Origin of the sequence: Microcoleus sp. B7-D4 (assembly GCF_036705125.1) — a bacterium.
Lineage (GTDB): Bacteria > Cyanobacteriota > Cyanobacteriia > Cyanobacteriales > Microcoleaceae > Microcoleus.
The window spans coordinates 1-21,676 of record NZ_JAUBTT010000030.1 but is presented as its reverse complement, the minus strand read 5'-3'; the positions used below and the strand labels follow the sequence as shown (position 1 = coordinate 21,676).

Below are 21,676 nucleotides of genomic sequence, written 5' to 3'. Positions count from 1 at the left end.
AACAATCTTTTAGACATAGGAGTAAAAATTGGCGATATCAGCCCGTTTTTTGGTAGCTACGGCGGGTATTCTGTAATAAAGCTCTACAAGCCGTCATCGTGTTCACCTTCATCGTAGTACCTTAAAAATTTCATTTTTTTATTAACATACTTGTAATGAATCCTGGTTGAGGATGGTCGTTGGGTAATCCTAAAACGAGACTCTTTTTTATTCGTCAGCCACTCATCTTGTAAATTTGAGTCTTTAGCTGCTTCTTGCTTAGTTAATGTTAGTCTTTTTGCAGTCCGCTCAATAATAGACGTTCTGTGATTTTGAACTTTAATGATATCCTTTAAGAAAGATTTTGAAAATTCGTATTCATAGATCGGTTGTTTATCCAGCTTCTTAAATGCAATCTCTAAAGCTGTATTAAATTTTCCCTCCTCATCAATATTACTAGGCCAGTAACTTTCTGTTAAGTCAATCTGGTCAAGCCATTCAATTGGTTTAGCAATCACCACAGGATTAACTTGAAAAGAATGGCAGTCACAAAGAAAGGTAAATTCTTCCCTTATCCTATTAACGCCCAAACACAAGTACACATTTTCTTCTCGCTCTATAACTATGTGCATTAACTCCAAAAAAGCACACAAAGCTAAACCTTCAAAGCAGCTACACTTCAAAACTGGCTGCATTAGACATGAAGATAAATTTTCCTGGCTTTGTATAAATTGTCTGGCGGTATTAAAAGCTTTATATATAATAGGAACAATTTGTAACTTCCAATCTCTATCTTGACGCCAAGGTGGCAATTGAGGATGATCCCAAAGTAATCCCTCGAGGTCATCTGTCCAATATACCCTTGTAATCTGATAGTTATTAATATTTTCCAAATTATCTAACAAATGCTTTAAAAAAGTATCTCTTTTTTCAGAATCTTGCCAATCTGATTCAGATATAAAAAGAATTTCAGGCTCGAAGACAGCTTTCATTGCTTCTCCTGTTCATTCTTACTAGCACTGCTTCTGGCAAGTTGTCTTTTTTTTAGGCCGGCCTTTAAAATCTTTTCTTGCTCCAATGCCGTTTGATCAAAAAAGTCTACAGGCCAATTAGTAACTCCAAAATTTTCATCAATGCAAACTTCTTCGTAGACAGATCCCGAATCGGTTGCACTAATAAAATAGATTCCAATTAAATCTTTTAACGTACCTGTGTCATCTTCAACAATTCTTCTCACTAACCTATTGATAATGTGATCGCTGTGAGTTTCAACCATGACTTTCTTCCCAGAAAGAGCTAGTGCAATAAAATAATCAGATAATTGCATTTGAAGATTGGGGTGTAGATGGATTTCTGGTTGCTCAAGTAAGAGCGTATGCCGTTGTGGCATCCTTAATCCTTCTAAAAGGATCGGAAAAATTTGACTTACTCCAAAACCTACATCAGCGATGCTAACACGAGTTTTGGATGCAGAGTTTGAGTTAAGGTTTAGATAAACAATTTCATTACTAAGCTCAGACTTGAATCCTTTTATATTCATCAAATCTAGCCATTCTTCGACAGCATTAGATAAGGTCATTTCCTTTTTTTGCTTAAAAGAATTACTTTTAGTATCATAAAAATAATGATTGGAAATAGTTTGATCTTTGTCTGTTGAATAAATATATGCAGCATTTTCACCTTCTACACCAATTTCTGTCTTTTCTTGTTCGTTTATGTATCTTCTAGAAGGTCCTTTTTTTAATGGACCTATATAGCTATAGGATGAAAAAAGTCTTTTAAATAAATTATTTATCCTGTCAAATGAAAATGCAATATCTGATAAACCTGTTAGGCTTGTAGAGTCAGTTTCACTCACTGAGAATGATAAAAATGAAAATAAATTTGTAAATTCAACTTTTGCAGTCAGTCTTCCGTCTTGACTACTTTCCTCATCTCGTCTGATTCTATTTTTTATATTCTGCCAGCTAACTGTATATAAATCCTTATCGACAACAAGTTGTATATCAATAGAAGAACCTGGAATTTTTTGTTTATCTGAGTCTATTGTCTCAATCCTAAATTGGAGCTGCTCAACAGTAATTCGTTTTATATGATTTTTACTTTTAATTCTGTTTTTAATTTTAAGTTTAGGCGTTTTCACCACAAGTTTGATATAAATCAAAATATCTTCAGTCTGGAGTAATCCTATTTTTGGTGCGAAATCTATAAGCAACCTTCTTAGTTGAATAGTATTTATATAGTTAGGTGATTCTTCGTTTTCGTTATGCAGTTTAAAAGTAAATTCAAATACTAGGCGATTGTCCAAGTTTTTCTCGAAAATTATGTTTTCAAATGAGCCTAAATTTACGAACCTTCCATTTAGTAAAAGAATTTGGTTGGGATCTTGGCTTTCCAGAGTTTGTTTGAGCAGAAGTATGCTTTGGAGGATGGAGCTTTTGCCACAGCTATTGGTTCCACATAAAATTGTGATTGGTTTAACATTCAAGTCCTGTAAATTTTTAAACCCTTTGAAGTTCTCTAAAGAAATGTTTTCTAACATTTTTTTTAATTTTAATTTTTTTTGCTGTTCAGTCTAGTATATCCTATACATTAAGACATCTCCAACAATTCTTGTGGGACAGGCATCCAGCCCTCCCTAGAGCGGCTTTTCACTCCTATGTCTATTCATTCCCACAAAAGGCCGATCGCATACCGCACCGCTTCCCCCATTACCGAACATCGATCGCAATCCGAAGCCGTTTTCTCCCACGCCAGCAAATGTTCCCGAAAAACTTGGTATTGCTTGCCCCGCTGCACGAGGCTTGCAGTTTCCGACGCAGAAGAGCAAGTGCGGGCTTTAGCGGGCCGCCGGCTTCAAGTTTTAACAATTAACTGTTAATAATCGATCAAAAGGGTGATGGCATACCGCACCGCTTCCCCCATCATCGAACCACGAACGCGATCGGATGCCGTTTTCTGCCACGTGAGCAACTGTTCCCGAAAAACCGGGTCTTGCTTGGCCCGCTGCACGATCGCCTGACTGATGACTTTCTTTTGAATCTGCTCTGTCGGGATACCTTGCTGCTTCAAATAATCCAACAGCCGCTGCACGCTTTCGGAGAATTTATCCGGCGTCTGAGACATCAAAATAAACGAAATTTGGCGCACCATTCGCTGGTAGATTTCCTGTCTTCTGAGCAACGCTTCCTTGTTACTCGGCTCCGCATTGTTACTAGGAACAGCCAAGTCGAGCAAACTCAAAATTTCAGCGCCCTTGGCTAAAACCTTTTCCAACATATCTGGATAAAGCTCCAAAATGCGATCGCCCAAAATCTTGCCGTTCACCAAACGGTTCGCGCTCAGCCGCAGTAAATTTTGTTCTCCGGCAGACTCAAAAAATTGAACGTTGAATTTGAGTTCGTGGCTTTCCAACTCCACGCGACGCAGCGTAAAAACCAAAGCCTCCCAATTAGGAGATTCATCAAAAAACACCTTCACAGTAGAACTGTCCTCTTGATGCTGCCGCCCCAATTCCCCCGACTCAAAATCGCGATCGACCGGAAAGCGATTTGCCGCAACTTTCGCAGTATAATCAAACCCAGTAAAAACATAGCTGCATTCAACTCTCGACAGATCGACATCTTGAACTTGCCAATTTTGAATACAGCAACCCGTAAGCTGCGCCCCCTCCAAATTCGTCCGAATCAAACGGCACTCAATCAAACAAGCTTCTCTTAAATCCGCCTCACCCAAAATCGCATCCATCAAATAAGCGCCACTCAAATCAGCTTTCCGCAAATCAGCACTTCGCAAATTAGCTTCGCTCAAATCAGCTCGCAGCAAATACACTCCTTGCAAGTTAGCTCGCAGCAAAAGCGCCTTCTTAAAACTCGCTTTCAATAAATAAGAACCCGCCAGATTAGCTCGACTCAAATCAGCGTTATCCAGCACCGCCTCAGTCAAATCCGCCCCCGCCAGCACAGCTCGGTGCAAGTCAGCGCCCGTCAGATTTGTCGATCGCATTTGAGCGCCATTCAAGTCAGCTTCAATCAAATTTACACCGCTCAAAATTGCCGATCGCAAATTCGCTTCCACCAAATGCGTTTCCCGCAAATTAGCGCCCGTTAAATTAGCACCAACAAGACTGGCGCGGTTGAGATTCGCCTCCATCAATTCCGCCGCCATCAACTTCGCGCCGTCGAGTTTAGCCCCGGCAAAATTAATTTGGTCAGATTTAACTTTTTGAAGATTAGCACCCCCCAAATCCGCTTCCGGGAACGCAGCCCAATTGAGTTCTGCTGCTTCCAAACAAGCAAGGCGCAAATCCGCTTTAGCAAGATTTGCCCCGCTCAAATTTGCCCCGCTCAGATTCGCCCCAGCCAGCCCCGCACTGCGGAGATCCGCGCGCCGCAAACAAGCCCCTATCAACTTGGCATTGCTCAAAAAAGACCAGCTCAAATTAGCACCGGTCAAGTTAGCACCAGTGAGGTCTATTTCTCGCAGGTTAACACCGCTTAAACTAGCGCCACTGAGGTCAATGTGACCAAAGTTGCGCTCTCCCTGTTGATAGCGCTGTAAAAATTCTTGTGTTTGCATTCCGCAGATTGGGGGGCTGGCAATTTAGCTGTTTTAGGACGCGCGGGTCAATCGATTTTAGATTTTAGATTTTAGATTTTAGATTAAAGCATTGACCCCACAGATAAATACGTTCGGCAAGTTTCATCGGATACAGGTTTTTTATTTCTGGGTCCTGAGTCTCCGAAGGAATGAATCCGGGGGCTTGTATCCTGGATGCGAGGGGGTCAATAACTTGAACTGTAAGGTACGCGCGGAACACGAGCGGGCTAAGCACGGGAACACTACTCCTATTACTTACTGCAAGAACTCATGTCCTCCGGGTGATCCGTGCGTACTTTACCCCTATAGATGGCAGTTCAAAGGATTTGTTGCCTAAGTTCTATTTCTACTACCAGTTTTACAGACTTTTGTAATTTCAAGTGGGAGCATCTCATATTTGTAAAAATACTTCTTCTGGCTCATTCCTTCTTGTGGCTCCTTCCTTCTTCTTCTTTCCTTCTGCCTCTTTCCTTCTGCCTCCTGCCTCCTGCCTCCTGCCTCAAAACTCCAATTTCTAGCGGAGGGCTGCAAAGGTGAGATGCTCCCTTTCAAGTAGCCGAGTTCCTATCTGATACGCTGCCCAGCCGGAGAGTGTTTTTACCTAAAGCGCTGCAATTCTTGCTGCAAGTGTTTTCCCCATTTAGTCGCTAGAGGAATTTCTGTAAAAGGAACCTGCACCGCAGCAGCATCTTTCAACAAAAATTCGAGGGCGATTGGACTTCCCGAATTCGGCGGTGACTCTAAATCAACTGCCTGAGAGTTGACTAACAACCGCAGCGACTGCACATCTTTTAAAGAAAAAGTTTGCAAATTCACAGGCCCGCTGCGAGTAGGTTTTCCCCAAGTTAAACTGTCTTCTTGCTGACCGAGTACAGCATAAATATCGTACTTGGCTTTAGCGAATTGTTCGGCCCAGACGCGATACGCTTCCAGCTTTTGATACTCGTTCCATCCAGCCCAAGCTAGCCCAATAAAAATTGCCAGCAGCGGCAGCCACATTAAACCTCTTTCCATGCAATACCCTTGTTGAAAATACTCGCTTGTTCTGTTTCTCATCTTCTCTAATGATACAATTAATTGAAGTCCTAAAACTTGCTCTGCAATTTCAACTAGAAATTAGAGCAATTTTTGATCTAGCAACAGCCACCGCCGAAAACTACCAAACGCCCGCGTGCGAGAGCCCCACAAGTCGCAGCAAGGAAAACTGGCGCTGGCGGTGAAAAGTGGGTTATTGTGGTGAACACGCCTTCCCTAAACGGACGATCGGCAATGAAAAAGTTTTTCCTTCTGTGCTTATTTTTAATCGGTCTCGGCTGGGCGATTTCTAATTTCCCAGGACTTGCTACTCAAGGCACTTACGACTCGATTGTGCTGGATTTCCGCGAAGATGTCGGTAATGCCACGATCGCCAAGCAAGTAAAGGCGATCGCCCAACAGTACCAAGTCGCACCGCAACTCAACAGCGAATTCTCAGCGGGGGACAATGTATATGTAGTTAAGGGCGATCGCACTTTGCTAAACGCCCTGAGAAAATCAAATTTGGCTAAAGATACCGAATACATTGAACCGAACTTTGTCTACAGCGCTTTCGAGATTCCCAACGACCCCATGTATACCAAGCAGTGGAATCTCCGCAGCATCAACGTAGAATCTGCCTGGAACGAAACCAAAGGCAGCGGCACAACAGTAGCGATAATTGACACGGGTATTACTCCAGTCGCTGACTTAAAAGAAACCAAATTTGTACCGGGCTACGACTTTGTAAACGATCGCGCCCAAGCCTACGATGACAACGGCCACGGTACTCACGTCGCAGGTACTGTCGCCCAATCAACTAACAACAATTACGGCGTTGCGGGCATCGCCTACGAAGCAGCTTTAATGCCGCTAAAAGTGTTAAGCGGCAGCGGTGGTGGCACGGTTTCCGACATCGCCGAAGCAATTAAATTTGCTGCTGACAACGGCGCTGATGTGATTAACATGAGTCTTGGCGGTGGCGGTGAAAGTCAGTTAATGGAAGAGGCGATCGACTACGCCCACTCTAAAGGCGTTGTCATCATCGCAGCCGCCGGCAACTCCGGCGACAGTTCCGCTTCCTATCCCGCCCGCTATCCCCACGTCATCGGCGTTTCCGCCCTCGGCCCCGACGAGGAAAAAGCCTCTTACTCCAATTTCGGCGCAGGGGTTGACATTGCAGCCCCCGGCGGTTCTGAAATGGGCAAAATCCTGCAAAGTACGATCGACCCGGAAACCGGCGCCGAAGTCTTTGAAGGCTACCAAGGCACTAGCATGGCTTCTCCCCACGTTGCAGCCGTTGCAGCCCTTGTCAAGGCTTCCGGCATCACAGAACCAGACGAAATTCGCAGCGTACTCTTGCAATCCTCGCGAACTGTCACTGAAGATCCGTTAAACCATTTTGGTTCAGGACACCTAGACGCAGCCGCAGCAGTTCAGCTAGCCCAGCGCGGACAAATCAACTTCCGCGATTTCTTCCGCTGGCTGCGCGATAACGGGTATCTCAACCCCCGCTTTTGGATTGACGGCGGTGCAGTCGCCCTGTTGCCTAAAATTGCAATGGTGCTCGGTTCTTACCTGCTGGCTTTCTTTTTGCGGAATTATTTTCCGTTCCAGTGGACTTGGGGCTTTTCCGGCGGCTTGATGGCTGGTAGTTCTGGGTTCTTTTTCCTGCGGAACTTGTTTGTATTTGACTTGCCGCAGTGGCCGCTGCGGGTGATGGGCAGTTCTATTCCCGAACTCGGCGGCGCAATTAATGGCAGCAGTATGCTGAATCCCTTTTTTGCTAGCGTTTTGATTCCTGGGATTTTGATTGCTTTGCTGTTGGGACATCAACAGTGGAAGTGGATCGCGATCGCAATTTCGATCGGTTTTGCTAGCAGTTTAGCGGTGAATGCTTTTGTGTCTCCCGCAGTCTGGGGATTGGGCACTGGTTTGGTAGCACAAACATTTTTGATTGTCAATGCTTTTCTGTGTTTCGGACTGGCACGTTTAGCAATTAAAACAGAGGTGCGATCGGCATGAGTATTACTGTCAAAGGTGAAATTGAACGCAAAGGATTAGGCCCGGGCACTTGGGCTTTGGTGGGCGAAGATGGCGAAACTTACGAACTTAAGGATGCTTCTTCTGACTTGAAAAAAGCTGGTTTGAAAGTAAGTGTCAAAGGTGAAGTCCGCAAGGATGTGATGACTTTTGCTATGATCGGCCCGGTTCTTGAGGTGCAGTCTTTTGAGGTGTTGTAGGTCGATCGACTAATCCAGCTTTCGAGCAAAAAAAACCCCGGCCTTAATTGGCTGGGGTTTATTAATCAGGGTGCATCTACTAATTTAATCTCCCGCCTCACACCACCTCTTTCAGGACACTTTGGCAGAATTTGCGAGAATTTGTGGTTTGGGGTGCGATCGCCAAAAAAAACCCGGCCAAAATTGGTCGGGAGTTAATTAATCAGGGTGCATCTACTAATTTAGTCTCCGGTTCGAGGTGCACCTGTTCGGGACAGTTTGGGTAAATTTGGGGAAATTCGTGGTTTGGGGTGCGATAGATCAAAAAAAAAACCCGCCTTAAGAAGGTCGCGAGTTAATTAATCAGGGTGCATCTACTAATCTAGTTCTCGTTTTTACAGCGATCATTTATAAAACAGTTTAAAATATACTCAATGAGTTTATTTTGATGAATTGATACCTGATTGTTTTTTTAAATTTATGCGAGTTATCAGCAAAAGAACCCTGAGAGACTTTTGGGACAAACACCCCAATGCAGAACCCAATTTATTACAATGGTATCAGCGAACGTCCGAGGCAGCATGGAAAAACCTAGCCGAAGTCCGCCAAGTTTTTCTCTGGGCCGATATCGTAGGAAATTTTACAATTTTCAATATCAGTGGCAACAACTACCGACTCATTACCTTTATCGATTATGAATATCAGCTAATTTTCATCCGTCGCGTACTAACTCATGCCGAATATAACAAGGAGAATTGGAAAAATGACAGTTGGTTTAAAAACTCCTAGCAACTACTATATGGAACTCATTACCACCTTTCCACCGCGTCCAATCACTAATGATGATGAATTAATCGCCACGCAAACTCGCATTAATGAAATTCTCGATCGAGCAAGTATCACCTCGGACGATCGGGATTATTTAAAAGTGTTGGGTACACTGGTGTATGACTATGAAGAAGAACACGAAGTTTGGCCTACATTGAAAGGAATTGGCCTGGTGAAAACATTAATACATGAAGATAACGTTTCGCCAGAAAAATTGTTAGAAATCTTTGAGAGTGAAGAGATTTTCAACGAAGTTATGATGAGCAAGAGAGAACTAACTGTCGGTCAATTAAAAAAACTCGGAGAGTTATTTCACATCTCGCCATCTGCTTTTGTGGACTAAAACTTTTCTCCAGCCTCACAGCACCTTTTTCAGGACAAATCTGATTTTTAACCGCGATACACGCAGATTAACACTGACAGGCGTTGATTTAGTGCTGATTTGTGGTATAGAGTGCGATCACAAAAAAAAACCCAAACCAAAATTGGTCGGGAGTTAATTAATCAGGGTGCATCTACTAATTTAGTCTCCGGTTCGAGGTGCACCTGTTCGGGACAGTTTGGGAAAATATTTGAGAATTAGCGATTTTGAGTGTAATACGCAAAAAAAAACCCGGCCAAAATTGGTCGGGAGTTATTTAATCAGGGTGCATCTACTAATTTAGTCTCCGGTTCGAGGTGCACCTGTTCGGGACATTTTGGGAAAATTTGGGGAAATTCGTGGTTTGGGGTGCGATCGCAAAAAAAAACCCCAAACCAAAATTGGTCGGGAGTTAATTAATCAGGGTGCATCTACTAATTTAGTCTCCGGTTCGAGGTGAACCTGTTCGGGACATTTTGGGAAAATATTTGAGAATTAGCGATTTTGAGTGTAATACGCCAAAAAAAACCCGGCCAAAATTGGTCGGGAGTTAATTAATCAGGGTGCATCTACTAATTTAGTCTCCGGTTCGAGGTGCACCTGTTCGGGACATTTTGGGAAAATTTGGGGAAATTCGTGGTTTGGGGTGCGATCGCCAAAAAAAAACCCCAAACCAGAATTGGCGGGGAGTTAATTAATCAGGGTGCATCTACCAATTAAGCTTCCTGAGAATTCCAGCGCAATCCGGACAACCTCAAACTTTATTCAGCATCACCGTCGATATCGCAAAAAAAAACCCCAAACCAAAATTGGCGGGGAGTTAATTAATCAGGGTGCATCTACCAATTAAGCTTCCTGAGAATTCCAGCCCAATCCGGACAACCTCAAACTTTATTCAGCATCACCGTCGATATCGCAAAAAAAAACCCCAAACCAAAATTGGCGGGGAGTTAATTAATCAGGGTGCATCTACTAATTTAGTCTCCGGCCTCACAGCACCTCTTTCAGGACACTTTGGCAGAATTTGCGATAATTTGTGGCGAGGGGGGCGATCGCAAAAAAAAAAACCGGCCAAAATTGGTCGGGAGTTAATTAATCAGGGTGCATCTACTAATTTAGTCTCCGGCTTCACAGCACCTCTTTCAGGACACTTTGGCAGAATTTAGGAGAATTTGTGGCGAGGGCGGGCGATCGACAAAAAAAACCCGGCCAAAATTGGTCGGGAGTTAATTAATCAGGGTGCATCTACCAATTTAGTCTGCCGCCTCACAGCACCTCTTTCAGGACACTTTGGCAGAATTTAGGAGAATTTGTGGCGAGGGCGGGCGATCGACAAAAAAAACCCGGCCAAAATTGGTCGGGAGTTAATTAATCAGGGTGCATCTACCAATTAAGCTTCCTGAGAATTCGATCGCAATCCGGACACTTACCAAGAAATTGGGTCTAAAGCCCCGTCCTTCTAGGACGGCTTTAATTAATTATCAAAGAAATGGGTCTAAAACCCCGTCGTTATACGACGGCTTTGAGCTAGAATAGAGAAGTCTACAGGCTCAAGACGCGTTGAAATAGCTACGATGAGAGCGCACCTAGACAGTTCGGAGGGGCAATGCTTAACTGCAACCCTGAAGACACCAAGCTTTTTGCTTGAGTAAAACGAAACATAGTCGCCTAGCGGGCATTGGGAGACTCTAAACGGACGTGGAGCGACGGTAAGACTACTTTGGTAGCGCGTTGCTGTGAAGCGTTAAGGAATCCTCGCTCATGAAAGGACGAGGAGCTATGTCAACACTAAAAACTCACAACTCTTTTCGGTGAACCAGAGTTGCACTAGCTTGGTCTGTCGGAACTAGCAAGACTTCGCTAATATTGACGTGGGGCGATCGCGTCGCGCAAAAATACACGACATCGGCTACATCGTCAGCAGTCAGCGGTGTCAATCCTTGATAGACATTTTTGGCTTTTTCTGCATCGCCGTGAAACCGGACATTACTAAATTCTGTTTCCACCAAACCCGGCTCTATTTCCGTCACCCGCACTGGTGTTCCCAAAAGGTCTTGTTTTAACCCTTCAGAAATAGCTCTCACTGCTGCTTTGGAAGCGCAATAAACATTACCTTTCGGATAAGCTTGGCGGCCTGCTATTGAGCCGATATTCACTACGTGGCCTCCGCCTCGGCTTACCATTCCCGGCACGATCGCACGAGTCATGTAAAGCAAGCCTTTAACATTGGTATCAATCATTTCTTCCCAATCTTGAAAGTTGCCTTCGTGCAGTTTGTCTAAACCACGGCTCAATCCCGCATTGTTAATCAGAATATCGATGTTTTTCCAGGCATCGGGAAGCGCCACTATCGCCGATTCAACTTGCGGGCGATCGCGCACGTCCAATTCTAGCAAATAAATCTCGTTCGCCGATGCGATGGATTTTGTTTCTACAAGTTCGTTTGCTAGTAGAGCGAGCTTTTCAAGACGGCGGGCTGCTAAAATTAGTTTGGCTCCACCTTTGGCGAATATCTTGGCACAGGCTGCTCCGATACCGCTACTCGCACCTGTAATGAAAACAATTTGATTTTGGATATAAATCATTTTTTGTCAGTTGTCAGTTGACTGTTGGCTGTTGACTGTTGGCTGTTGACGGTTGTCATTGGTTATTTGTTAGTTTTGTTATTTGTTAGTTGTTATTTGCTATAGCCTTTATGGCTATAGTGAGGTATGTTTAATTCCTTTAATGAGATTTTTTTATCTTCAAATATGTATCTCCTGTGACTAATAACCGCTAAGCTAATCCGCATTTAAATTGCATAGTAAAATAAAAATTTCCTCTTGTGGGGAGTAGGGGTTGGGCAGGAGAGCCCGCCCTCAACATACAAATTAAATGCACAACAGCTTATACCACTTACTAATCACGAATCACCAATCACCCATTACCCATGCCCCATGCCCCATGCCCCATGCCCCATGCCCATAACACCTATTTTATTACTTGACAACCCGCAATCGCACACTAACTGTTGCAATTCCGCCTTGTCGCATCAAAACTGCTGAAACCCACCGATTTTCGGGCGTAGCCGGAGCTTTACCTACTTTAAAAATTCCCCCGGCATTTAGCAACTCTAGCTCGACTTCTGAGGGATTAAAAAAGGTTTTTTCGGTAATGGGTTCCTCCAAAACAGTCCCTATTAAAATATCATCGCCGATCGGCTCTCGTACAATGGCATCAAAATAGTAATCTTCGCCTACCTTAACTTGCTCCGGCAAATTTACTTCAATTGTGGGAGGATTATTGCCAGAACTAAGCTGAGTTTGTTCTGCTAAAATCTCTTGACTAACTATTTTTTCACCTTCAAAGCGCTGCTGGGAACGGATGGTAGCTTTGAGAGTTAATTCTCTGCCATCCTTTTTTTGAGTGCCGGCAATTGTAGTTATGGTTTCTGCGAGAATCGCGCTACCTTCGGTTTTCCAAGATTTGATCTCGGTGCGATAATTTAAACTCGGATATCTCTCCCAGAGTTGGGTGAGGGCTTTTGCCATGCTTTGGGTGTTTAAGCCATCAGAATGAGTGAAACTCGGACTGTAAAATGCCATGACTGCTTTGACATCGCGCCGATTGGCCGCTGCGTCAATTTCTGTTAGCACTTTTGTGAGTGGGGCAGGCGCATTTGCAGGGGTTTGGGCGATCGTTTGGGGAGTCGCCCCGATCGCACCGATCGCTCTTACGGCACTCGGATGCAGCACCCCAGCACTTACCACTGTTAAACATAACAACATTTGAGCGATCGACTGCCCGCAGTTAAAGCCAAAAACGATCGCCCGTTGGCGCAGCCCTCGAAGAGGATCGGCTTTTTCGTCCCGACGGCTGCAAAAATACTGAGATGCACTTGGCACTAAATTCAAAAAATTACGCATTAGATGATAATTTGGTTATTTGTCAGGGGTCGTAGCTTGGGCAACTGTTCGCCTGCAACGAAAACTGACAGCGGAAGCAGGGACACGGCACAATCTAATTTTAGATGGCTGATTCAAAATTGGCTGAAACTGCCGGAATAATAAGCATAATAATCTAAAACCTCAAATATAAAATCGATTGACCTGTGGAACTTGTACTTGTAAAAGAAACAAAAACCTTGACAAAAGCCCCCCTCCGGTTGTTGGTTGCAGCTAGCGGCACTGGTGGACATTTATTTCCTGCGATCGCCACCGCTAGTCAGTTGAACGACTGTCAGATCGAATGGCTAGGAGTCCCAGACCGCATGGAAACCGAGTTAGTTTCATCCCTTTACCCCCTCCACACGATCGCCGTTGAAGGCTTTCAGCAGCGATTTGGACTCGGTACAGTGCGAATTTTGGGCGGACTCGTCGGCTCGATCCTTCATGTGCGGAAATTGCTCAAAGCGGGAAATTTTCAGGGAGTCTTTACTACCGGCGGTTACATCGCAGCACCGGCAATTCTAGCGGCCCGTTCTTTGGGTTTGCCGGTGATTCTCCACGAATCTAATGCAATTCCGGGGAAGGTGACGCGCTGGTTTAGTCCTTTGTGCACTGCTGTGGCGATCGGATTTGAAGCAGCAGCCCAGCATTTACCCCGCGCGAAAACCGTGCTTGCTGGTACGCCGGTGCGATCGCAATTCCTGACTCGCCAACCTCTAAATTTGCCAATTCCTGACAGCGTACCTGTAATTTTAGTCATGGGCGGCTCTCAAGGTGCTGTCGCAGTCAATAAGTTAGTGCGCGAGTGTGCTCCGGCTTGGTTTGATGCGGGTGCTTGGGTGGTTCACCTCACCGGAAATAATGACCCGGAGGCTGAGAGTTTGAAACACGAGCAATATTTGTCGATGCCATTTTACGACAATGTGGCGAGTTTGTTGCAGCGAGCAAATTTAGCAATTAGTCGATCGGGCGCCAGCGCACTGACAGAATTAGCAGTGACGGGAGTACCTTCTATTTTAATTCCTTTTCCTCACGCCGCTGACGACCACCAAAGATTTAATGCGGATGTATTTGCTAAAGCCGGCGCCGCCGTGGTATTCCGTCAAAGCGAACTGACAGCAGATGTGTTGCAAAGCAAAGTTTTGTATTTGTTAAGAGATTGCGAATATTTGGAAAAAATGTCTCAAGCTGCTGCTCAATTAGCGGTGACAGACAGTACAGAACGTTTGGCTAATTTGGTCAGGGAATTGGTAGTAGGGTAGGGAGTGTTAAAGTAAATAGGCGATTCCCTTCGGGATAGCTTCGCTTAACGAGAATTTGTAATAAGGAGAAAGTCAAATGGCCTACAGTGACTTTAATTTAGACAGAGTTTTGAAAACCTTTGACTTAGCTTATTCTGAAATAGTCGAAATCTTCACTCCTGCACCAGAGTTAGAGTACAGTAGATTACTGACAGAAACTTTGCAAGAAAATCTGCCTGTAGCTCTCGGTAGCAATACAGAAAAATCGCGTTCGGAACTGATTATCGCGCCGATTTTAATGGAAGTGAGAAAACTTTTGCACCATCGCGTGAGCTTATTTTCTGGCATTGATTTTACTGTAGATGCTGAAAGAGGGCTGAATGGGAATTGTGATTTTCTGATAAGTCGATCGCCAGAATTGTTGATTGTAAAAGCCCCAGTCATTGCTATTGTAGAGGCTAAAAAGGAAAACATTAATTCGGGATTGGGACAGTGCATAGCTGAAATGCTAGCAGCTAAAATCTTCAACGAGCGTGAAGGTAATGAGATTACCACAATTTATGGGGCTGTCACTACAGGAGATAGGTGGAAATTCTTAAAACTCGAAGGACAAGCGGTTTTTGTTGAGACAACCGAAACTTTGCTTACCAATTTGGGTAAAATTTTGGGAATTTTAGCATTGGGAATGGACGATCGCGCGCTTAATCCCTAATTATCACCAATATTCAATTTAACAAAATTAACTACCGATTCTAATCCTTCCTTTGTCTTCAAGTTAGTAAAAACAAAAGGTTTCTCCCCCCGCATTTTTTTCGAGTCCCGTTCCATCACGCCTAAATCTGCTCCTACATAAGGTGCGAGGTCTGTTTTATTAATTACCAACATATCAGATTTAGTAATTCCTGGCCCGCCTTTGCGCGGAATTTTATCGCCCGCAGCGACATCGATTACGTAAATTGTTAAATCTACTAACTCCGGGCTAAAAGTGGCCGCCAAGTTATCGCCGCCGCTTTCGACAAATACTAAATCTAAATCAGTGAATTTTTGTTCTAACTCTTCTATCGCTACTAAGTTAATAGAAGCATCTTCGCGGATGGCTGTGTGGGGACAGCCTCCCGTTTCTACGCCCAAAATTCGATCGCTCTCTAAAGCTTGACTCCGAACCAAAAACTGGGCATCTTCCTGAGTATAGATATCATTAGTAACTACAGCAATCTGGTAGTGCTGCCGCAGCGCCTTGCACAAAGCATCCAGTAAAGCTGTTTTCCCCGAACCAACTGGCCCAGCAATTCCTACACGAAAAGCACCCATAGCGATTTTAGATTTTAGATTTTAGATTTTAGATTTGCTGATTTTCAACTCCGAAACAACCGAGTTGTAGTTGTAGGGTGCGTCAGACGGAGTTATGGAACGATTATCGAGGCTTTGGGGTTCTGACGCACCTTACTAATTAGATTTTGGATTGTCTGATTTTCAACTCCTAAACAAGCGAGTGTACTGAGTTTCGTGCGCCATGCTAGCCAGTCCTAATCCCCAACTGCAACTGCCAAGCTCATCATCTTCTAATTTTAAAACTTCTTGCGTCGTACAGCTAATTTGAGACTGCAAATCTAACAGTAACTGTTGACCGGCGGTTTGACCGAGGGGAATCAGTTTCACGCCCGCACTCGCCAAATTGGCAGCCCAACTGTACAAATATCCTAACACGGCCGCTTCCTCTTCAATCTGCCAGTTGGCGGCGGCAATGCCAAAGCCGATCGCAAAATTGCACGGATTGCCGCCCAATTCCACCAAATCTTTTACACTTGTTGTTAACCCTGAAGAAACGGGCGATTCCCTGCGGGATAGCTTCGCTTCACGCAAATCCAGCAGCAACCTGACCAAAGTCCGCCCCATTTGCCAACTTTGCAAGCGCAACTCTTCTGTTTCCTTCGCAGCAGTCGCCCAAGCATTCCAGTAATTCAAAGCCGTCAAATCCCCTATCTGTGCCGCCCTCAAAGCCCTTACCACCACAGCGGCTTCTACTCGCACAGCCCCGAATTGCAGCGAATTTTCTAACCAATTTCTCAAATTAATCTCGCTGTCGATCGCACCGGTTTCTACCAGACTTTCGATTCCCTCAGAATAACTATAAGCTCCCACAGGTGCAAAAGCTAACTGCAACAAAGATAAAAGTTGATTGTTCACTGTTGACTGTTGGCTGTTGGCTGTTGACTGTTGACTGTTGACTGTTGACTGTTGACTGTTGACTGTTGACTGTTGACTGTTGGTTACAATGCCCAATGCCCAATGCCCAATGCCCAATGCCCCATTCCTAATGGTTGTGTCCATAAGCGCCCATTTCTGGCTGAAACGGCACAATTTCCTCTGTTACTTCCAAACCCATTTTTTCGAGCATTCCCTGCAACACAGAGTCGGGAGAAAGTCTTAAATAATTATCGGCAATTTCTAAAGCTACGTGACGGTTTCCTAAATGATAAGCCGCCCGCATCAGTAGCAGCGGACTTGATGCCCGCGCTGTCAGCACGAGTTCGGGTTTTGCACTTACCAGTACCAAACAGCTACCGTCTTCCGACTGCAATAAATCTCGATCGCGCAGTACCGTACCTCGGGGTAAACTCAGGTGGAGCTTTTCCCCCGTTTCTGTCTCGAATCGGTGGCGGCTGCGAGTGCGATCGTCGGCTGTCATTGGTAAAGTAAAGCTGACAACAGCATCGGGATTTGCAGGTAAATGTTTGGTGAAAGTTAGCATTTTTATATTCTATTCCTCAGAGCCATTCACTTGACATCTAGTTTTTGAGGAATATCTTTTTATAGCCGAAGGAATAAGGAAGACAGAAGTTCCCATCTTCAGCTCATGTTTCAAAAATTAAAAACGTTTTAATCGTGTTGGCGATCGCTATATCTCATTGCGACTTACAGCCAGTTGAAAAAAATTCATCTCTCTGACCGCTCCCGTTCTGGCCTTATTACCAAATTTATGTTATTTTGTCAAGCACTTTATCGCAGACGATCGCTTTTTTTGCAAAAAATTTTGCCTACCGTCTAGGAACTCGAACAATTTAAATCTCCAATATATTGTTGGGGGGAGGTAGCGCTTAGGCATCCTGCCTGCCCTGAACAAGCTTTTATGGAGAAGTCTAATAGAACGGGAGAGAAAGAAAGACTCAAACCCTCAAGCTTATTTATTGCCCGCTTGTTGCAGTCGCAGGAGCTCGGCTTGAATTTGCTGTTTGACTCCCGAATTCGCTTGCTGGAGCAAAGTGATCTGGTTGAAGCGACTCACTGTCAAACCCTGGCCTTCGATAACTTTTTTAGCTTGTTGGCAGTAATTCACCGCGATGCCACGAACACCTCCCGACAGCTTATTAATTTCCTGAGTTTCGTTGCACACTACTCTGGGAACCGAGCCCCCAGCCATTCCTTTAATTTCGTTAAAAGCTTCCACCCGTCTGGGTTCTATTGCCAACACAGCGCGAGCGTAGCTAGTAATTTCCTCGCTGCTAATTTCTTGAGCTTGGGCTGCTGCTCCGAAAACGAGGTTTGGGGATTGTGTGTATAAACCGGGAACCCATCCACTAGCCAAAGCTGCGGTGGAAATGATGCCTGCAAACAACGATTGTCGCAGTCTCCGGTTTAGGCTTAATTTAGAGGTGTTAAGTGAGGTGTTCATGGTCGTGGGTGATTGATTGCGTGTAGATAAAAATGACACAGCGCTTGGAGGCTCAATCTTTTTGAATCATGTGGCGGCTAAAAAGTTCCTGCCGTTGGTGACTATTTTGAATTCCAGCAGGATGCTTTAGGATTTGCTACGGCGATCGACTTTTTAGCAAATCCGATAATTTCATTCATTCTAGCATCTGTCGGAAGTGGACAAAATTCAAACTTGAGAGGGTAATTTTAATTACAGAGCGTTCCCGAATTGCCTCTGGCAATAATTCTCAAAGCGCAAATATTAAATAATTCTAAAAGTTATTGACAAATTACTCGCCTTAATAAGTCTCATCAAGGTACGGGCTAGCAAAGCTATCTTCCCGCCAGGGTTCCCGTTCCCCGTAGGGGTTCCCGTAGGGTAGGGTAGGGAAGCGTCTGGAAGGCTAGGTCAAATTTAGCAGCAATCACACTCATCAATTGCGGGGATGATTTATTGAATGTTAAGCCAATACGGTTCAGTTAAGCTCGATCCCCCCTAACCCCCCTTAAAAAGGGGGGGAGAAGAACTTACTCAAAGTCAACCCCTACTCCCCTTCTTAAGGGGGATGCGAGAGGGATCTCGCCCGGAATAAATAGTTTTAACCCAAGCGTATTGAATGTTAAGCGGTGGTGCATTTGTCGATCGAGAAAATCCCCCCTGCTTTGGCTGCTGAAGAAGCCACAGCCGGAACAATAATCATGTTTTACTACCCGAAGATAGAGACAGCAGCAGGGAACTAGACATTAAAATCTTGTTATCAAAATGCGCGCTAGTTGTTTTGGGCACTCAACGCCCAGGCCTCCGATTCCAGTTCTCGCTTCCTCCGGTTTGGGGCTGTGAAAACTTGTCTGGGAGTTACCCAGAAACCTGGTTTTTCTACGAAATAAAATCGTTACAGCCACCCGCAAGAGTAGACAACCCCGGAAAGCTGGAATTTTTGGGGCTCAGTTTTCTTGTCATCAATATCGCAAATAGCGAATTTTGGCAAGCATTATCGCAGCAATTTAACAATTATTAATTACCCATTGCCCATGAAAAGTCAAAAAGAAATTTGGCGAGTTATTCTTGCAGTAGCTATCAGTATTGTAGGGGTGCTGCACTTTGCAGTACCCGCACCTTTTATCAGAATTGTGCCGCCCCAGCTTCCTTACCCGGAAGCCTTGGTTTATATCAGCGGTTTTTTCGAGATTTTGGGCGGAATTGGGCTGTTAGTTCCTCCTGTCAGCAGGGCGGCGGCGTGGGGATTAATTGCCTTGTTTATTGCCGTGTTTCCAGCTAATATCAATCAAGCCGTCAACAACATTCCGATAGAAGGGATTCCCCACAACCAATTACTGTATTGGTTGAGGCTGCCTTTTCAAGCTGTCTTCATTGCTTGGGCCTGGGTTTATACCCAACCAGACGAAGGTAAACCCCGGGCTTCTATAGTTCCAGATAGAACAGAAAACGCCCAATGAAGCAGTTCGACTACCATGCGGATTTTAAGAACATCGACTTTCGACAGCACCCGGAACTTTATCGGGTAGGGAAAGGAGAACAGGGAGTGCTTTTGGTGGAACCCTACAAAGGAGAAATTTTGCCTTTCTGGAGATTTAAGACTCCTGAAATTGCCAGGGAGTCCAGCAGCAAAATTTACTCCTTGTTTTTAGAGTATCTCGATGCCGATGATTTTGTGGGAGCCGACATGGCTCGCAAGTTCTTGCAGATGGGGTATACTCGATCGCGTCGCTACGCCAACCACAAAAGCGGTCGAAAATACCAGCAAAACCCTCAGAAACTGAAGTCTGTTGCTGAGCAAACCGCCGCTCGAAAAGATATTTTGCCGCTAGAAGCAGATCCGGTGAAAGCAGAATCCGCCGCCATTTTTCAAGAGAAATGGATGCTGGCCAAAATCAACGAGAAATATCTCGAACTTTTAGCCAGACACCGGCAGATGTACGAATCTTATTTAGTCAACGCTGAGGATTGACATACATTTACGAAAACTCAGAACTTACACTTTAGCCCCGTCGGCAGCAGTGTAGTTGTGCTTGCCTATCTGGGCCGCACCTATTTGCGTGGCCCTACTATTTACTCATCTTCTTCTTCTGTTTGCCACTGTCGCCAAATTTCAAAGGCATTAAAGCCCCTGTATTGCAGGTAATTCAAGACTTTGCCCTTGGTTTTCGGATCGGCTTTACCCCAAGTATCGATCTTGTATTTCCGCATGACTTTGGCTTTTAATTCGGCCAGTTTTTCTGCTTCGGAGTCCTGATTTTCGGCAATTTCTTCTTCCCAGACTTGCTCGAACAAATCGTTGGTAATTCCTTTTTGCAGGCACTTGCGCTTGATGGCCGACTTCCCGTATTTGCCTGCACCAGAGGCGATCGAGTTTGCCACCAAGCGAGTGTCGGACTGATAGCCGCGGTCTTGAATTTGCGCGATCGCCTCCAATATTTCCTCATTGCCAAAACCTTTCTCTTGCCCCTTTTTGCGAAGTTCAGAGGCACTGTAGTCTTTGCGGGACAAGAGAAAATAGAAATAGTCAAGACAGCTCATCAGTTAAATTGAAGGGTGGCGCGCAAATACTCCTGTAGCGAATCCCAAATCCAGTCGCCTTGCTATCGGCTGACTGCATCACGCGCGGCGAAGCTATCCCGCAGGGAATCGCCTTTATTCTTCTGTATCCTCCTCTTCATCATCCACTTCCACATCCGGTCTGTCCACATCGATCTGAATCAAGCGAATGTGCTTGTATCCGAGCTTAATTTCAAACTCGTCTCCCGGCTTTAATCCCATTTCTTGGGTATAATTTGCCCCGATCACGATCGAACCATTCTTGTGAACGCTAGCTCGATAACTCGCTTCTCGCCCGCGTCCGTCTGCTTTCGACTTCTCTAGCTCAATGCCCTTAGCAGCTAACACTGCATCGTAAAACTCAGCCAGATTAATCCGGGTTTCTCCACTTTTGCTGACCGTGAAGTAGCCGCAAAGCTTTGCAAGTTCTCTGCGTGGCAAATCACTGCCTTTGATTTTTTGAAGCAGACCTTTTCCTGTTAAGGGTGCTGTAGCTGTTTCTGCCATTGACCGTACCTCGCTTATTGGACTTTACTTATATCAATTACAACACATTAGATTAACTTTGTTTCACTGTCAATACTAATAATTCTGAATATTAAGATTCTGGAGAAATTTCTGCGGCCTCAAGACCGGGGGTGCAAGTAAGGATGCTCGAAGGGCGATCAATTTGCTCCTCGCGGCCCAAATCCTTGCGTAAGCCTCTCTTGCGATCGCGCGGGGAATTATTGTCGCAAATTAAATGCTTTACTTTTTTACAGTAAAGTCTGTTCCCTGCATTCACCAATCCCCGATCGAGTCTGTGGTCAAGGTAAAAACAAGACAGCCATGAATCGAAATACCTAGACCCCGGCCGCTGCAAATCTGCCGAAAGCATTTACCGGCGCGGGGTTAACTTTTACCTCAACAAGACGAGGCAGCACTTGTTCTCGATGCCACTGCCAGCTACTTGTAAACCCTATTTTTCGGGCGGGAAATCCCCTCAAAACCCCAAATACCAACGGGCAATCTTCTATTAAGGTGTTGGGCATATAACTTGCACAGAACGCAGTCTGGGGAAGGCAATCCGGTAAAAATTCAAGGAAATTTCACCTCTTCGTTGAACCGGTTTAAGCTCAAACCCGACTCAATGGGCGCTGTGGCAGAAACATCGGGCAGCCACTAAGAGGGCAATAGTTTTGGGAGCATCTCACCTTTGCAGCCCTCCGCTAGAAATTGGAGTTTTGAGGCAGGAGGCAGGAGGCAGGAGGCAGAAG

At 44.9% G+C, this 21,676-nt stretch carries 23 protein-coding genes; 9 read left to right on the top strand and 14 right to left on the bottom strand.

The genetic code is table 11. The features are described from left to right. Positions 1-83: 83 nt before the first annotated feature. Together QUB12_RS14145 and QUB12_RS14140 are read right to left on the bottom strand one after the other, a co-directional pair. Positions 84-971 (bottom strand): hypothetical protein, encoded by an 888-nt coding sequence (locus tag QUB12_RS14145; protein ID WP_333142882.1) that lies wholly within the window; start codon positions 969-971, stop codon positions 84-86. Next, positions 968-2,521 (bottom strand): DUF3696 domain-containing protein, encoded by a 1,554-nt coding sequence (locus tag QUB12_RS14140; RefSeq protein WP_333142881.1) that lies wholly within the window; start codon positions 2,519-2,521, stop codon positions 968-970. Before QUB12_RS14140 ends, QUB12_RS14145 begins: the two co-directional genes overlap by 4 nt. 117 nt (positions 2,522-2,638) lie before the next feature. On the opposite strand from QUB12_RS14140, the gene QUB12_RS14135 reads away from it, so the two are divergent. Then, on the top strand, positions 2,639-2,860 hold the full coding sequence (locus QUB12_RS14135; RefSeq protein ID WP_333142880.1) for a hypothetical protein: 222 nt from the start codon (positions 2,639-2,641) through the stop codon (positions 2,858-2,860). On the opposite strand, the gene QUB12_RS14130 is transcribed toward QUB12_RS14135, so the two are convergent. From QUB12_RS14130 to QUB12_RS14120, 3 genes are all read right to left on the bottom strand, one after another. Further along, positions 2,857-4,557 carry a pentapeptide repeat-containing protein gene (locus tag QUB12_RS14130; RefSeq protein WP_333142879.1) on the bottom strand — a complete coding sequence of 567 codons (1,701 nt, stop codon included), beginning with the start codon at positions 4,555-4,557 and terminating at the stop codon, positions 2,857-2,859. The genes QUB12_RS14135 and QUB12_RS14130 overlap by 4 nt on opposite strands. A 354-nt stretch (positions 4,558-4,911) precedes the next feature. Then, positions 4,912-5,109, bottom strand: coding sequence for a hypothetical protein (locus QUB12_RS14125; RefSeq protein ID WP_333142878.1), 198 nt, complete (start codon positions 5,107-5,109; stop codon positions 4,912-4,914). A gap of 66 nt (positions 5,110-5,175) precedes the next feature. Then, the gene (locus QUB12_RS14120; RefSeq protein WP_333035636.1) at positions 5,176-5,592 is read right to left on the bottom strand and encodes a hypothetical protein; all 417 of its coding nucleotides are present in this window, start codon (positions 5,590-5,592) and stop codon (positions 5,176-5,178) included. Positions 5,593-5,847: 255 nt separating this feature from the next. On the opposite strand from QUB12_RS14120, the gene QUB12_RS14115 reads away from it, so the two are divergent. From QUB12_RS14115 to QUB12_RS14100, 4 genes are all read left to right on the top strand, one after another. Next, complete coding sequence (locus tag QUB12_RS14115) at positions 5,848-7,617, top strand: S8 family peptidase (RefSeq protein WP_333307200.1); 1,770 nt, start codon at positions 5,848-5,850, stop codon at positions 7,615-7,617. Further along, the gene (locus QUB12_RS14110) at positions 7,614-7,835 is read left to right on the top strand and encodes a hypothetical protein (RefSeq protein ID WP_333142875.1); all 222 of its coding nucleotides are present in this window, start codon (positions 7,614-7,616) and stop codon (positions 7,833-7,835) included. Before QUB12_RS14115 ends, QUB12_RS14110 begins: the two co-directional genes overlap by 4 nt. Before the next feature lie 459 nt (positions 7,836-8,294). After that, on the top strand, positions 8,295-8,603 hold the full coding sequence (locus tag QUB12_RS14105; protein ID WP_333142874.1) for a type II toxin-antitoxin system HigB family toxin: 309 nt from the start codon (positions 8,295-8,297) through the stop codon (positions 8,601-8,603). Further along, on the top strand, positions 8,578-8,985 hold the full coding sequence (locus QUB12_RS14100) for a transcriptional regulator (RefSeq protein WP_333142873.1): 408 nt from the start codon (positions 8,578-8,580) through the stop codon (positions 8,983-8,985). The genes QUB12_RS14105 and QUB12_RS14100 overlap by 26 nt, the downstream gene beginning before the upstream one ends. Before the next feature lie 1,814 nt (positions 8,986-10,799). Here QUB12_RS14100 and QUB12_RS14095 read toward each other — a convergent pair. Further along, complete coding sequence (locus tag QUB12_RS14095; protein ID WP_333307198.1) at positions 10,800-11,588, bottom strand: SDR family oxidoreductase; 789 nt, start codon at positions 11,586-11,588, stop codon at positions 10,800-10,802. Between the two features lie 393 nt (positions 11,589-11,981). Beyond that, positions 11,982-12,908 carry a nuclear transport factor 2 family protein gene (locus QUB12_RS14090; protein WP_333307196.1) on the bottom strand — a complete coding sequence of 309 codons (927 nt, stop codon included), beginning with the start codon at positions 12,906-12,908 and terminating at the stop codon, positions 11,982-11,984. 218 nt (positions 12,909-13,126) lie between these two features. Between QUB12_RS14090 and murG the strand changes: the two genes are divergently transcribed. Both murG and QUB12_RS14080 read left to right on the top strand, forming a co-directional pair. Next, positions 13,127-14,191, top strand: coding sequence for an undecaprenyldiphospho-muramoylpentapeptide beta-N-acetylglucosaminyltransferase (gene murG / locus QUB12_RS14085; RefSeq protein WP_333307194.1), 1,065 nt, complete (start codon positions 13,127-13,129; stop codon positions 14,189-14,191). A gap of 76 nt (positions 14,192-14,267) precedes the next feature. Then, a complete protein-coding gene (locus QUB12_RS14080; protein WP_333109250.1) occupies positions 14,268-14,882 on the top strand; it encodes a hypothetical protein in 615 nt (204 codons plus the stop codon). Here the strand turns inward: QUB12_RS14080 and ureG are convergent. The 4 genes from ureG to QUB12_RS14060 all read right to left on the bottom strand — a co-directional run bounded on the left by ureG (position 14,879) and on the right by QUB12_RS14060 (position 17,786). Continuing rightward, positions 14,879-15,481: an urease accessory protein UreG gene (gene ureG, locus QUB12_RS14075; RefSeq protein ID WP_333142869.1), complete on the bottom strand. Its 603-nt coding sequence runs from the start codon at positions 15,479-15,481 to the stop codon at positions 14,879-14,881. The two genes, QUB12_RS14080 and ureG, sit on opposite strands and share 4 nt — an antisense overlap. A gap of 162 nt (positions 15,482-15,643) precedes the next feature. Further along, positions 15,644-16,357, bottom strand: a complete 714-nt coding sequence (locus tag QUB12_RS14070; RefSeq protein ID WP_333307231.1) for an urease accessory protein UreF — start codon at positions 16,355-16,357, stop codon at positions 15,644-15,646. Between the two features lie 127 nt (positions 16,358-16,484). Next, on the bottom strand, positions 16,485-16,922 hold the full coding sequence (ureE, locus tag QUB12_RS14065) for an urease accessory protein UreE (RefSeq protein WP_333142868.1): 438 nt from the start codon (positions 16,920-16,922) through the stop codon (positions 16,485-16,487). A gap of 429 nt (positions 16,923-17,351) precedes the next feature. Beyond that, entirely contained in the window at positions 17,352-17,786 is a 435-nt protein-coding gene (locus QUB12_RS14060) for a DUF4168 domain-containing protein (RefSeq protein WP_333301180.1), read from the bottom strand. Between the two features lie 1,109 nt (positions 17,787-18,895). Between QUB12_RS14060 and QUB12_RS14055 the strand changes: the two genes are divergently transcribed. Both QUB12_RS14055 and QUB12_RS14050 read left to right on the top strand, forming a co-directional pair. After that, positions 18,896-19,321, top strand: a complete 426-nt coding sequence (locus tag QUB12_RS14055; protein WP_333108604.1) for a DoxX family protein — start codon at positions 18,896-18,898, stop codon at positions 19,319-19,321. Continuing rightward, complete coding sequence (locus tag QUB12_RS14050) at positions 19,318-19,833, top strand: DUF4385 domain-containing protein (protein WP_333142866.1); 516 nt, start codon at positions 19,318-19,320, stop codon at positions 19,831-19,833. The genes QUB12_RS14055 and QUB12_RS14050 overlap by 4 nt, the downstream gene beginning before the upstream one ends. Positions 19,834-19,934: 101 nt before the next feature. On the opposite strand, the gene QUB12_RS14045 is transcribed toward QUB12_RS14050, so the two are convergent. The 3 genes from QUB12_RS14045 to QUB12_RS14035 all read right to left on the bottom strand — a co-directional run bounded on the left by QUB12_RS14045 (position 19,935) and on the right by QUB12_RS14035 (position 21,451). Further along, positions 19,935-20,402 carry a regulatory protein RecX gene (locus QUB12_RS14045; protein WP_333142865.1) on the bottom strand — a complete coding sequence of 156 codons (468 nt, stop codon included), beginning with the start codon at positions 20,400-20,402 and terminating at the stop codon, positions 19,935-19,937. Between the two features lie 114 nt (positions 20,403-20,516). After that, positions 20,517-20,927: an AbrB family transcriptional regulator gene (locus tag QUB12_RS14040; RefSeq protein WP_293126913.1), complete on the bottom strand. Its 411-nt coding sequence runs from the start codon at positions 20,925-20,927 to the stop codon at positions 20,517-20,519. Positions 20,928-21,262: 335 nt separating this feature from the next. Beyond that, positions 21,263-21,451 (bottom strand): hypothetical protein, encoded by a 189-nt coding sequence (locus QUB12_RS14035; protein ID WP_333301178.1) that lies wholly within the window; start codon positions 21,449-21,451, stop codon positions 21,263-21,265. Between the last annotated feature and the right edge of the window lie 225 nt (positions 21,452-21,676).